We start from the raw sequence: 13,130 nt of genomic DNA, 5'->3' as shown, positions 1-13,130 counted from the left end.
CCTGCCAGCCCTTCCGGACGCGCGCCGGCAGCATGGTCGGGTGTTGATCGACCCGGAGCAGGGATACCGCGCGGTCGTCTCCCGCGACGCGCGCTTCGACGGTCAGTTCTTCCTCGCCGTCCGACCGACCGGGCTCTATTGCAGGCCGTCCTGTCCGTCCATCGCGCCGCGGCGGCGGAACGCCGAGTTCTTCCCGACCGCGGCGGCGGCCCAACAGGCGGGTTACCGGGCCTGCAGGCGGTGCCTCCCGGATATCGTCCCCGGCTCCCCGGAATGGGACCTGCGCGGCGACCTGGCCGGTCGGGCGATGCGCCTGATCATCGACGGGGTGGTCGAGCGCGAGGGGGTACCCGGCCTGGCCCGCCGGGTCGGCTACTCCGAGAGGCACCTGACCCGGGTGCTGACCGCCGAGCTTGGCGCGGGCCCGTTGGCGCTGGCCAGGGCACATCGCGCGCATACCGCGCGGCTGCTGATCGAGACCACCACGATGTCGGTGTCGGACGTGGCCATCGCGTCGGGTTTCGCGAGCGTGCGCCAGTTCAACGACACGATCCGCGCGGTGTTCGCGACCACGCCGTCGGACCTGCGCATCGCCGCGCAGCGGGCGGGCCGGGTACGCCAACACGCCACCGGTGGCCGTGTCCGGTTGCGGTTACCCGTGCGCACACCGTTCGACGCGTCCGGGATCCTTGCCTTCCTCGGCGCCCGAGCGATCCCCGGCGTCGAGAGTTCGCGCCCCGGCAGGTATTCCCGCACGCTGCGGCTGCCGCACGGTTCGGCTACCGCGCATCTGCGTCCGGCGGGCACCCATGTCGAATGCACGCTGAAGCTGGCCGATTTACGTGACCTCAGCACGGCGGTGGCCCGGTTGCGCCGACTGCTCGACCTGGATGCGGACCCGGCGGTGATCGACGGCGTGCTGGCCGCCGACCCGGCGCTGACCGCGGCGGTGGCGGCGACCCCGGGCATCCGGGTGCCGGGCAGCGTGGACGGGACCGAGACCGTGGTCCGGGCGCTGCTGGGCCAGCAGGTCAGCGTCTCGGCCGCGCGCACGGCCGCGCGGAAGCTGACCGAGGCCGTCGGCGAGGAGCTCCCGGCCCCGGAAGGTGACCTGACCACGTTGTTCCCGTCCGCGGCGGCCGTCGCGGAACGCGCGTCGGAGATCCTCACCGGCCCGGCCAGACGGGTGGAGACCATTCGCGCGGTATGTGCGGCGATCGCCTCCGGCGATATCGAACTGCACGTGGGCGTGGACGCGGAGACCCTGCGCAGCCGACTCCAGTCCTATGCCGGGATCGGTCCGTGGACGGCCGGATATGTGGTCATGCGATTGCTCGGCGACCCGGATATCTTGTTGCCGCAGGACATCGCCCTGCGCAACGGGGCCCGCGCGCTGGGCCTGCCGTCGAGCATGGAAAATCTCGCCGAGCACGGGAGGGCCTGGAGACCCTGGCGCTCCTACGCCGGAATGCACCTCTGGCGCGCCGCGGCCGCCGGAACCACCCTGTAATTTGCTTCGCAGTAACTAACTTCCGGACCGGGCCGAATCGCTCTGCGCCTTCCTCGCCTCGGTCCGCTGTTCCAGTTCCGCGTACCACCGCTGTCCGCGCTTGCCGCAGTTGTCCCTGATCGAGTGCTTCAACTGGGCCGTGTTGGCGTTGAGCGTGTGCACCATGGCGCGTCCCCGTTTGACCTCGACCCCCAGCGACTGCTTCGTCTGCGCCAGGTTCGCCGCCGCCGCGCTGAGCGTCCCCCGGTTCCCACCGCGCGTGGGCCTGCGCAGGGCCAGGTTCGCCCGCACCCGGACCAGCATCCCGGACATGGAGTCCAGCGAGAGGCCCGCGGACCGGTAGTGCCGGTAGGCGCCGTCCGCGCAGCCGACGGACTCGTGGTGCAGGTCGCGCAGCGCGATGAAGTCCATGACCCGCACGGTCTGGAGCCGCTGCTCGACCTGGGCGGCCATCCGGGCGACCCGCTGGTTGTCGGCCCGCACCCGCTGCAACGTCCGCTCCGCGTGGACGGTGACCTCGCGGACCCGCTCCACGGTGACCGGCTCGACGTGCACCCCGGGCGGGAACCACCGGTCCCACAGCCGGAACATCGCCAGCACCAACAGACCCGCCACACCGGTCCCGCCGACCACGATCAGTGTCTGCCGCATGGCGTCGGGTCCGTGCGCGAGGTTGCCCGACATGACCAGCACCAGCGCGGTCAGGTTGGTGATCAGCAACAGCATCAGGGCCCGCGGCAGCAATCGGCCGATCTTGGCCTTCTGGACGCACTGCCGGAACCCGCGGGCGTTGAGCTCCGCGTGGTCGATGCGGGTGTGCATGCCGCCGAGCGTGGCCGCGACGACCACCTGCCGGTCCCGCAGGCCGATCAGCCGCTCGTTCTTGTCCTCCTCGAACCGGCGGCCCTCCAGGTTCAGCCTGCGCATCTCGGTGATGCACGCGCATGACTCGGCGAATATCCGCGCGGCCGCTACGGGTGTTACGACATTCCCGGGACGAGCCGTCAGGCGGTCAGTTCGAGGGTGGAACCGGTTCGGGCTTTTCGGACATGCAGTTTCGACGGAATGCGCTGGCGCAATTCGTCCACATGGGACACAATGCCGACCACCCGGCCGCCGTCGCGCAGGTCGTCCAGGATGGCCATGACCTCGTCCAGGGTGCTGGCGTCCAGCGTGCCGAACCCCTCGTCGACGAACAACGTGTCCAGCAATGCGCCGCCGCCGCTTTCCGCGGCCACCACATCCGCCAGGCCAAGGGCCAAGGCGAGCGAGGCCACGAAGGATTCCCCGCCGGACAGGGTTTTCGCCGGGCGGGTCTGGCCGGAGTAGTCGTCCAGCACGTCCAGGCCCAGGCCACCACGGGTGCCGCGGGCGCCGGCCTGGTCGGAGTGTTCGAACGAGTACCGGCCCTGCGTCATTCTCCGCAGCCGCGCGCTGGCGGCCGTGGCGACTTCTTCCAACCGGGCCGCCAGAACATAGGACCTTAGGGACATCCGCGTGCTGTTCTGTCCCCGGCCATTCACTACATCGGTCAGCGCGTCCAGTTCGGCGTATTCGGACTCCCGCGGCGCCAATTCCACCCAGACCCGCTGCAAACGCTTGCCGAGTTGGCCCACCTGCTCCACCCGGGTAGCAGCGGCGCGCGCGACCGCCACCGCTTCTTCCGCCTCGGACCGCGCCATGCCAGCAGCGGACACCAGCGGCGCGAGATCCACGTCCTCTTCGGCGTCGATACCGAAGAGATCGGGGTCGGCCAATGTCGCCCGGTGTTGTTGCTCGGCCTCCGACGCTTCCGTCAGACGTTCGCGCAGCTTCTCCATGATGGCGTCGGAACGCGCGGCCGCCATCGCCTCCGCGTGCCCGGAAAAGCCCGCCGTCGACACCCGGTCCGTGACCACGTCCTGTTGTTCGCGAACGCGCTCGTGCGCACCCAGAGCCACGCCGCGCCCTTCGACCAACGCGTCGACCGCGGTCACGGTCGCCAGCAGCCGCGCCCGCCGCTCGGTCACGCTCGCGAACTCGCCACGCGCCTGCTCCAACTCGGACGCCCGGCGGTCCATCACCGACCCGACCTCCGCCGCCTGCGCGACGAGCTGGGCCAACTCCTGTTCGAGCTTGCCGCGCTCCGACCGCAGCGTCTCCTGCTCCCGCTCGGCCTCGGCGACCGCCCGTAGCAGCGTCGGGTGCCGGGACGCCAGGTCCTCGGTCGCGCGGTACTCGGTCAGGGCGACGGACCGCAGCAGATCGAGATCCTTGTCCGCCCACGCCACCAACCGCGCGGTCAATCCGTCGAGTGTCGTCCGCGCCTTCTCCACCGCGGCGACCGCGTATTCCCGCTTCCGCAATGCCTGCTGCTCGACCGATTGCGCGGCCCGCTCGTCCGCGGCTGTCGCCACCGCGGTCGCCACCGGCGCCGGATGCGGATGTTCCGCCCCACCACACACCGGGCACGGCTCCCCCGCGCTCAATCCGGTCGCCAATTCCGCCGCCATGCCGTCAAGCCGCACTTGCCGCAGCCGCAACACTTCCTCGCGCGCCGCATGGTGCAGGTCGATGGCTTCCCGGCTGGCATCCTTCGCTTTCGTGAGCGCCCGTTCCACACCGGGCACCGAGTCTCGATCCTTGACGACCGCGGTCAGTTCCTCGCAACGGGACCGCATCCCGGCCAACGCCGCCCGCGCGGTCGCCGCCTCGGCGAGCCGTTCCCGCGCGGTGTCGACCGTCGTGGAATCGAGTTTCCCGGCCACCTCATCGGCTTGCACGCGCACGGACTCGACCCGCTCGCGCAAAGCGTGCAGGCGTCGGGAATCCGCCCGCTGCCGTTCCGCCTCTTCGACCAGCTTGGCCAGTCCACCCGCTTCCTCGCGAAGGTCCGCCGCCGCCTCGCGCAGCTTCGCCAAACCGGCATCGGGATCTCCGAACCCCTGTGCCTGCGCCGATTCCGCCAACGCCCGCACTTTGCCGTCGGCGTCGTCCGCGCGCCTTTCGAAGCGCATCAACTGTTCGGTCGCCGCGACGACCGGGACCGCGCGCTCGGCGGCCGCGAGTTCTTCCTTCCACTGCGTCCGGTCCTGTGCCTGGTGCGCCAGTTCCGCGAGCCCGTTGACGGCCCGGTGCACCCGGTTGACCCGGTTGGCCAGATCACGCCCGTCGACCAGCGCCGCCTCGGCACGAGCCCGGTTCGCCGACGCCGCCTCCGCCGCCACACGCGCCTCGGAATCAGCCTTCTCCGATTCAGCGACAATCTGGCTCAACCAAGCCGAATCCGACTTCTCCGGCGGTTCCACACCCGCCGCCTGCGCGAACCGCGCGACCAGTTCCCGGGACGTGGAAAGCGACTGTTCCAACGCTCGCCCGCTTTCCCGGCGGCGCTCACGAAACCACTGCTCCACACGCTCGAAATGCTGCGTGCCGAACAGCTTCTCCAGCAACGTCTCCCGGTCCTCGGTGGAGGACCGCAGGAACCGGGCGAACTCGCCCTGCGGCAGCAGCACGACCTGGAAGAACTGGTCCTTGGTCATCCCCAGCAGCCGCTCGACCGTGCGCGCCACCTCGTCGATCCGGCTCACGCCCTCCGACCGGTGCCCGCTGGGCGACGCGCCGCCGACCCACACCAGCGACGCGCGCGCGTTCTGCTTGGTCATACCGTCGCCACGCCGTTTGGGGCGCTCATACTCCGGGCTGCGGACGATGCGGAGGCGGTGGTTCTGGACCGTGAGTTCCAGCGTCACCTCGGTGTGTGTGTCCGGGTCCGCGTAGTCGCACCGCAGCCGCTTGGCTTCGGCGCGCGCGCCCGGCACAGCCCCGAACAACGCGAACGCGACAGCGTCCAACAAGGTCGTCTTACCCGCGCCGGTGTCACCGTGCAGCAGGAACAGGCCCTCCGCGCCGAGAAGGTCGAAGTCCACGGTCTCCGTGCCCGCGAACGGCCCGAACGCACTCAGCTCCAGGTAATGCAGCCTCACTCGGGCTCCTTCCCGGCAACCGCGGCCAACGCCTCACGCAACAACGCACGCTCGGACTCCGTGGGCGCGCTGTTACGCGTATCGGCGACGAAGCAGCACGCGACCTCCTCGTCCGTACGCCCCCGCACGGCTTCCGTGTACCGGCGCGCGATAGGCCTACCGCCCTCGGGACGCCAGTCGAGGTGCAACGCGTGCGGGAACCGTTCACGCAACCGGCGCATGGCGTCCAAGGGACGCACGACGTCGGTCAGCTCGATGGAGAGGAACTTGTCGACCTCGGTCTCCAGCACCGGATCGCTCAACAGCTCGGTCAGGTCGCCACGCAACGTCCCCAGCGCGCGCGGCACCGGCAACTCCCGCCGCTCCACCCCGGCCAGACCGCGCGCGTCGAGGTCGACCAACCACACCGATTTGCGCTGCCGCGCCTCGGAGAACGAGTACGCGATCGGGCTCCCGGAGTAGCGCAGGTGCTCGGCAAGCGTTTGCGGCCCGTGCAGGTGCCCCAGCGCGGCGTAGTCCACACCGTCGAACAGCCCCGCGGGCACGTGCGGGACACCGCCGACGGAGATCGTGCGCTCGGAGTCGCTGGCCTCGCCACCGATGACGAACGCGTGCGCGAGCACGACCGACCTGGCCTGCCGCGTCGCCAGGTCCCGGGTGATCCGCCGCATCGCCTCGCCCAGCACCGCGGCGTGCCCGCGCAGCTCCAGGTCGTCGAGGGCGTGCCGGGCGAGCTCGGGCTCCAGGTAGGGGATGCCGTAGAAAGCGACCGGGCCGTGCTCGTCCGGGATCAGCACCGGCCTGTGCAGCTCGGCGATCGTCGTGCGCAGGTACAGACCACCGGCCGCGGCGAACCCGGCGAACGCGCCCAGCCGGGGTGCGGAGTCGTGGTTGCCGGGCGTGATCACGATCCGGGCGCCCGCCGCCGAGATCGCGCCCAGCACGCGCGTGCAGGCGTCCACCGCCTCGGCCGAGGGCACCGCTCGGTCGTAGAGGTCGCCGGACACCACGACCACGTCGACCTGCTCGTCCGCGACCAGGTCGGCCAGGCTCCCCAGCACCGCCTCCTGCTCGGCAAGCAGGTCCCGGCCGTGGAACGTGCGCCCCACGTGCCAGTCGGAGGTGTGCAGCACCCGCATGGCGCGCCAGGCTAGGCGGATCGTCCCCCCGATCGGGGGAGGCTCGCCGGTCGAACGCCCGTTCGAGCCTGGTTCCGTCGGGGGAATACGGTAGAGATCACCGCAGCCACACCACTTCCCGAGGAGGCCGACCCGTGACCGCCGTCCTGGGCACGATCGTCGCCGTGCTCGTGCTGCTGCTCGTCGCGGCCGGAGCCCTGTTCTGGCGCCTCTACACCGACGCGGTCCGCCGCGCCGACGCCGCCCGCGCCGAGATCTCCGCCGAACGCGCCCGCGCCGACGCCCAGTCGCTGGCCCTGCGCCGCTACGAGGTGGCGTTCGCGTCCATCAGCGGCCGCGGCGAACTGGGCGAGCAGGTACTGGTGGAGACCGCCCGCGCTCTCGGCCTGCGCGAGGGCCTGCACTTCACGCTCCAGACCGATGTGGCGGGCGGCGGAGCCGTCCGCCCCGACCTGCTCCTGGTCGTCGACGGCGACCGCAGGGTGCCGGTCGACGCGAAGATGAGCATGGCGTGCTGGGCGGAGGCAGTGGAGACCAACGACACAGAGGAACGGGTAGACGCACTGCGCGTGCACGTGCGCAACATCCGCTCCCGCGCGGCCGAGCTCGCGGGCAAGGGCTACCAGCGCTGGGCGGACGCGATCTACGGCACGGTCATGTTCGTCCCCTCCGACGCGGCCGTCGTCGCCGCCCTCGACACCGACCCGGAACTCCTCCGCTGGCTCCTCGACCGCCGCGTCTTCCTCTGCGGCCCGACCGGTTTCGCCGTGGTCGCCTCAGCGGCTTTGTTCGCCGCCACCGAACGCACCATCGCCGCCGACGTCGCCGCGGTACGCGCGAGCGCCGAATCCGCCCAACGCGCCGCCGTCGCCGCAATCGACGCGGTAAACCTCTCCAGCACCCACCTACAGCGTTTCCTGTCCGCCCGCCGCCGTGAGCTGGACGCACTGGAACAATTCCGCTCGACTGTCGAACCATTGCGCGACGCTGCTGCCACTCCCGGCCCATTGCCCGAGGTCCGCCGCGCGGAGGAAGCGGTGGTCACCCTCAACGGAGCCGTGGACGACCACTAGCACCAGACGGCGTGGCTGGGTGCTGCCGCCGGAATGGCCTCGTAATTGTGTGCGCAGGCCCCCCAAAATGCGCCATGCCGATGATCGAGCGGCACCGCGTAGACGGGATGTGGCGTGCGGAGTGACCACGCCGGTCAGACAAATCCGACACGCGAGGATCACAACAACGAGTGGTCCCGGCGGCTGCTTGCGGACGAGCCCCGCCACCCCGCTCCTCGGACGGGCTACTGTGGCCGCGTGACCGCGACACGCGAGCGCCGCAGCGATCTTGACAACGACCGCGCCGAGCCGACCTGGGACGAACGCCCCATCCTCGGCCGCTCGCGCGGCCTGCCCTGGTGGGGCGCCGTCCTGCTCGCCTTCGGCCTCACCGCGGTCGCGGCCCTGGTCGACGCCCAGCGCCAGGACACCCTGGGCAAGGTCTTCCAGTACGCCTACGTGATCGGCTGTGTCGCCGCCATCTGCCTGGTCCGCAGGCGCGACATCTTCGCCCCCATGGTCCAGCCTCCGCTGGTCTTCGCCATCGTCGCCATCACCGCCAACCTGGCCCTCGCCCCCGACGACAGCGGCGGCCTCCGCGACCTGGTCTTCTCCGTCGGCCTCCCGCTGACCAGCAACTTCCCCACCATGGCCATCGCCACCGGCATAGCCCTGGTCCTAGGCATAGTCCGCCTCCTGACCCAACGCGACCCCCACCGCGGCACCCGGGCCCCCAAACCAACCCGCACCCCCGACCGCCGCCCGGCCAGCGACCGTCCCACCAAGGACCGCCCCGCAGGCGACCGCCGCCCCGCCGCGGACCGCCCCTCCCGCGACCGCCAGTCCCCCACCCGCGACTCGCGAGACCGCACTCCCCCACGCCGCCCGCGCCCAGAAAGCCGCTAGCGCCGGATCAGGCAGTTATCCACACCCTTCACGTCGCCGTCTATCGCCGCGCGCCCGCTACCCAGTAGCGTTGATTTCGGGGGTCCCGGCCAGTTATCCACATCCCCCGAAATCATCCACAGCCCCAACTCGCCCCTATCCCCACGCGCCCGCGCCCAGGTAGCGTTGAATCCGGGGGTTCCCAGCGCGGTTATCCACATCCCGCCAAACCATCCACAGCCGCACCCTCACCCTGGCATCGCACACCCACCTCCCGTAGCGTCGATTCCGGGGGTCCACCGGCGAGTTGTCCACATGGCCCGCAATCCATCCACAGGCACCCACCACGCCTTTGACAACCCCTCCGCTCTCCCCACCACGCAAATCCCAGCCCTGTGGACAGTTCCCTTCACCCCGAGCCCAGCTCGGGTAGCGTGAAAACCGGGGCACAGCGAGTTGTCCACAAGCCCGCAAAACCATCCACAGGCCTCGCCAAGCGCTTGACCGACCCGTGTCCACACGGTTGTCCACAGGCAAGATCATTAATGGTCGCGGCCGACCTAGCCCCGCGGGTAGAATGGACCTCGGGGGTCCCCAGGGAGTTATCCACAATGGGGATGAGTCATCCACAGGTTCTGTCGTGGGGTGGAGATCGGGGGTCCGCCAGGGAGTTCGACTACGCCCGTAGACGGTAGATCAGTCGTCGGCTTCGGCGGCGGCGAGGGCGGTCTCAACGCGTTCGCGGGCGCCCGCGAGGTGGCGGTCGCAGATCTTGGCCAGGGTCTCGCCGCGTTCCCAGAGGATCAGGGAGTCCTCTAGGGACAGTCCGCCCGCCTCCAGTTTGGCCACCACGGCGACCAGTTCGTCGCGGGCCTGCTCGTAGCCGGGTTCGCTCACCGGGGGGTGCTCTCCAGTCGGTTGTGGGCGCGGACCAGGGCGGTGGCGACCGCCTGGTCGTAGCCGACGAACGCCTCGGCGAAGTCGGCGCCGTCGCGTTCGGCGACGGCCTCCTCGATGCGGGCGCGGGCGCGGTCGATGCGGCCGCGGTGACAGGCGCCCGCGGTCTGCCACCACGAGTGGCCCGCGTAGGCGGAGGTGGCTTCCGAGAGTTCGCGCAGCCTGCCCGGCAGCTGGTGCCTGCCCGGGGCGTCGCAGCCCGCGAGCAGCGCCGCCCAGCACTCGGCGGCGGCCGAGTCGGCGCGGCGGGCGGTGGCCTGGACCACCTGGGCGCGTGGTTCGGTGCCGGATCGCGCGCACACCGCCCCGACCGTGGACAGGGTCAGCGGGAGGAACGTCGGTTCCCGACTGGGCCGCACCGCTACCTCCCTTCGCCTGCCGCTTCCCGGTCGCCGGTGACGACCGCGTGCAGGGCACCGTCGGCGAGCCTGATGCGGACGGCGGTGCCCTCGGTGGCGTCCTCGATCGAGCGGAGAACCCGGGGAGTCCCGTCGGCATCGGTGTGCTGTACGACCGCATACCCACGGGCAAGCGTGGCGGCTGGTCCCAAGGTCGTCAAGCGGGCTTTCGTCGCGTCCAGCCCGGACCGCTCCTGCGCCAGCCGCGCGAGCAATGCCCGCCTGGCCCGTTCGACCAGGGCATTCACCTGTTCGCCATGCCGGTGCAGGGGTGTCAACGGGTCTGCCAATACCGGCCTGCTGCGCAGTTGCGCCAGCACGCGGACCTCGCGATCCACCCATCCGTGCAGTGCGCGTCGCGCCCGGTCGCGAAGTTGTCGCACGCGCGTGGATTCCTCGGCGACATCCGGGACGACCCGCTTTCCCGCGTCGGTCGGGGTGGAGCAGCGGACGTCCGCGACGTGGTCGAGCAGCGGCGTATCCGGTTCGTGGCCGATCGCGCTGAGCACCGGGGTGCGGCAGTCCGCCACCGCGCGGCACAGTGCCTCGTCGGAGAACGGCAGCAGGTCCTCGACACTGCCGCCGCCACGCGCGATCACGATCACGTCGACCTCGGGGTCACGGTCGAGCACGCGCAACGCGTCGAGGATTTGTGGAACGGCGAGCGCGCCCTGCACCGCGACGTTCTCCACCCGGAACCGCACGGCGGGCCAGCGCGCGCTCGCGTTCGCCAGCACGTCCCGTTCAGCCGCCGAGGCCCGACCGGTGATCAGGCCGACTTTGGTGGGAAGAAACGGCGGCTTACGTTTCCGTCGCGGGTCGAACAATCCTTCGGCGGCGAGCAGCCTGCGCAATCTTTCGATTCTGGCGAGCAATTCCCCGATGCCCACCGCGCGGATTTCATCGGCACGCAGGCTGAGCGTTCCGCGGTTCAGGAAGAATGTCGGCTTCGCGTGTACGACAACGCGAGTTCCGTCGCTCAGCGGCGGTTCGTGCGAACGCAGCATCTGCGTCGAGCAGGTGACCGTCATCGACACGTCCGCAGCCGGGTCACGCAGGGTGAGAAACGCGGTCCCAGTGCCCGGACGGGCGGAGATCTGGGTGAGCTGGCCCTCGACCCACACGGTGCCGAGCCGGTTGACCCAGTCGGCGATCTTGCGGGCGACCGTGCGGACCGGCCACGGCTCTTCGGCGGTCGGACCGGTCACGCGTTATCACGAACAGTGGCGATGCGTCGGGTCAGCATGCTCACGAACGAGGGACGGTTCTGGTGCGCGCGCTCGTAGTCGAGCAGCTCCTCCAGCGAGTCGACCGACAGCGCGCGCAGCCGGGCGCGCAACTGCGCCATGGACAGCTCGTCGTAGCTCGCCACCGAGGCCGGGGCGCCGCGCCGCTCGTCCCACAGCTCCTCGGCCTGCTCCGGTTCGTCGTCCTCGACGCGGTCGAACGCGGGCCGGTGGTCCTCGGCGGGCGCCTCGTCGTCCAGGTCCTCGTCGAAAGTCGCCCACTCGGGATTCTCCTCGGCGGGGCGCAGCGAGGCCAGCGCCTCGTCACCCTTGACGGCCAGCTCGGTGACGTGCTGCTGCACCCGCATGGACACCTGCAGCGCCTGGCTGGCCACGGTCACCGGCAGCCCGGCGATCCGGGTCGGCAGGTCCCGCGCCCGTTCGACGGCGGTGACCGCGAGCCCGGCCGCGACGCGCAGCGGCAGGGGAAGAGACTTCATGTGACCAGCCTGCCCGAGTCCGGTGGATCTGCCCAGTGCAGCCTAGGCGAACGCAGCGAGTCCGACACCACACCCGGTGTGTCCGGGAACTCGCCGTACCCTGGACGGCATGAGCGCCCCCACCAAACGCGTCCTGCTCGCCAACCCGCGCGGCTACTGCGCGGGCGTCGACCGTGCGGTGATCACCGTCGAGAAGGCGCTGGAGACCTACGGCGCGCCGGTGTACGTGCGCAAGGAGATCGTCCACAACCGGCACGTGGTGGAGACCCTGCGCGAACGCGGCGCCATCTTCGTCGACGAGGCGGACGAGGTCCCCGAGGGCGCACTGGTCGTGTTCTCCGCGCACGGGGTGTCCCCGGCCGTGCACGAGCAGGCGGCGGAGCGCGGGCTGCGCACCATCGACGCCACGTGCCCGCTGGTCACGAAGGTCCACTTCGAAGCCCGGCGGTTCGCCAAGGAGGACTACGACATCCTGCTCATCGGGCACGAGGGGCACGAGGAGGTCGAGGGCACGGCGGGTGAGGCGCCCGAGCACGTGCAGCTGGTGGACACGGCGGAGGACGTGGCGAAGGTCGAGGTCCGCGATCCGTCCAAAGTGATCTGGCTGTCGCAGACCACACTGTCGGTCGACGAGACCATGGAACGCGTCGACCAACTGCGCGAACGCTTCCCCGACCTGCAGAACCCGCCGAGCGACGACATCTGTTACGCGACGCAGAACCGGCAGGTCGCGGTCAAGGCGCTGGCCCCGGAGTGCGAACTCGTGCTCGTGGTCGGCTCCCAGAACTCGTCCAACTCCAAGCGCCTGGTCGAGGTCGCCCTCCAAGCCGGCGCGGACGCGGCGTACCTGGTGGACTTCGCGCACGAGGTCCAGGAGTCGTGGTTGGACGGTGTGAGCACGGTGGGTGTCACCAGCGGTGCGTCGGTACCGGACAACCTGGTGATGGACTTGCTTCGGTGGCTCGCGGAACGTGGGTATGGCCAGGTTGATGAGGTGACGACGGCGAACGAGAAGGTGGCGTTCGCGTTGCCTGCGGAGTTGCGCAAGGCTTTGAAGGCCTGAGCTTCCTCTGTTGTCAAGGCTGCTACGGCGCCTGTGGATGAATCCGGCGGTTGTGGACAACCGTGAGGGAACCCCCGAAATTCCACGCTACCCAGGGTAGACACAGTCACAGCAAATCATGCCGCGCGCCTGCCCCTCCGCACCCCTGTGGACAAGCCGCCGCATGCCTGTGGCTGCTGCCGGTAGCGTGGAAACCGGGGGTTCCCCGGCGAGTTGTCCACAGCCCCGCTGAACCATCCCCAGGCCGCACACCACCACTTGACGAGCCCGCACACCACGGCGCCTGTGGACAGCTCCGCGCACAACCTCGCCTACCAGCGGTAACGTAGAAATCCGGGGATCCTTGACCTCAATGGGTCGATGCGCCGCCTGTGAGATGATCTTCATGGGTTCATGAGTGATCGGAGATTGCCTCGGTGGCGTGTCGTGTGGTGT

At 70.3% G+C, this 13,130-nt stretch carries 11 protein-coding genes; 4 read left to right on the top strand and 7 right to left on the bottom strand.

From position 1 onward, the window contains the following. Positions 1 to 40 precede the first annotated feature (40 nt). On the top strand, positions 41 to 1,510 hold the full coding sequence (locus C503_RS0119820; RefSeq protein ID WP_018683963.1) for an AlkA N-terminal domain-containing protein: 1,470 nt from the start codon (positions 41 to 43) through the stop codon (positions 1,508 to 1,510). 15 nt (positions 1,511 to 1,525) lie between these two features. Here C503_RS0119820 and C503_RS0119815 read toward each other — a convergent pair whose 3' ends face one another. The 3 genes from C503_RS0119815 to C503_RS0119805 form a co-directional block, all read right to left on the bottom strand. Then, entirely contained in the window at positions 1,526 to 2,437 is a 912-nt protein-coding gene (locus C503_RS0119815) for a hypothetical protein (RefSeq protein ID WP_018683962.1), read from the bottom strand. Between the two features lie 77 nt (positions 2,438 to 2,514). Continuing rightward, positions 2,515 to 5,475, bottom strand: a complete 2,961-nt coding sequence (locus C503_RS0119810) for an AAA family ATPase (RefSeq protein ID WP_018683961.1) — start codon at positions 5,473 to 5,475, stop codon at positions 2,515 to 2,517. Continuing rightward, complete coding sequence (locus tag C503_RS0119805) at positions 5,472 to 6,614, bottom strand: exonuclease SbcCD subunit D (protein WP_018683960.1); 1,143 nt, start codon at positions 6,612 to 6,614, stop codon at positions 5,472 to 5,474. Before C503_RS0119805 ends, C503_RS0119810 begins: the two co-directional genes overlap by 4 nt. 134 nt (positions 6,615 to 6,748) lie before the next feature. Between C503_RS0119805 and rmuC the strand changes: the two genes are divergently transcribed. Together rmuC and C503_RS40045 are read left to right on the top strand one after the other, a co-directional pair. Next, a complete protein-coding gene (gene rmuC, locus C503_RS0119800) occupies positions 6,749 to 7,687 on the top strand; it encodes a DNA recombination protein RmuC (protein ID WP_018683959.1) in 939 nt (312 codons plus the stop codon). A gap of 237 nt (positions 7,688 to 7,924) precedes the next feature. Continuing rightward, complete coding sequence (locus C503_RS40045; RefSeq protein WP_018683958.1) at positions 7,925 to 8,572, top strand: DUF6542 domain-containing protein; 648 nt, start codon at positions 7,925 to 7,927, stop codon at positions 8,570 to 8,572. 675 nt (positions 8,573 to 9,247) lie between these two features. On the opposite strand, the gene C503_RS0119790 is transcribed toward C503_RS40045, so the two are convergent. Genes C503_RS0119790 through C503_RS0119775 form a run of 4 tightly spaced genes read right to left on the bottom strand, consistent with a single transcriptional unit; the run spans position 9,248 to position 11,632 of the window. Continuing rightward, positions 9,248 to 9,448 (bottom strand): exodeoxyribonuclease VII small subunit, encoded by a 201-nt coding sequence (locus C503_RS0119790; protein WP_018683957.1) that lies wholly within the window; start codon positions 9,446 to 9,448, stop codon positions 9,248 to 9,250. Then, entirely contained in the window at positions 9,445 to 9,867 is a 423-nt protein-coding gene (locus C503_RS0119785) for a hypothetical protein (RefSeq protein WP_018683956.1), read from the bottom strand. Before C503_RS0119785 ends, C503_RS0119790 begins: the two co-directional genes overlap by 4 nt. A 2-nt stretch (positions 9,868 to 9,869) precedes the next feature. Beyond that, on the bottom strand, positions 9,870 to 11,114 hold the full coding sequence (gene xseA, locus C503_RS0119780) for an exodeoxyribonuclease VII large subunit (RefSeq protein ID WP_018683955.1): 1,245 nt from the start codon (positions 11,112 to 11,114) through the stop codon (positions 9,870 to 9,872). Continuing rightward, the gene (locus C503_RS0119775; protein WP_018683954.1) at positions 11,111 to 11,632 is read right to left on the bottom strand and encodes a lipid droplet-associated protein; all 522 of its coding nucleotides are present in this window, start codon (positions 11,630 to 11,632) and stop codon (positions 11,111 to 11,113) included. The genes xseA and C503_RS0119775 overlap by 4 nt, the downstream gene beginning before the upstream one ends. A gap of 109 nt (positions 11,633 to 11,741) precedes the next feature. Here C503_RS0119775 and C503_RS0119770 point away from each other — a divergent pair, with 109 nt between their 5' ends. After that, positions 11,742 to 12,695 carry a 4-hydroxy-3-methylbut-2-enyl diphosphate reductase gene (locus C503_RS0119770; protein WP_018683953.1) on the top strand — a complete coding sequence of 318 codons (954 nt, stop codon included), beginning with the start codon at positions 11,742 to 11,744 and terminating at the stop codon, positions 12,693 to 12,695. The last annotated feature ends 435 nt before the right edge of the window (positions 12,696 to 13,130 follow it).

This window comes from Actinokineospora enzanensis DSM 44649, from assembly GCF_000374445.1.
Lineage (GTDB): Bacteria > Actinomycetota > Actinomycetes > Mycobacteriales > Pseudonocardiaceae > Actinokineospora > Actinokineospora enzanensis.
Note: the sequence above shows the minus strand (reverse complement) of the source record. Positions and strands in the feature narration are given on the sequence as shown.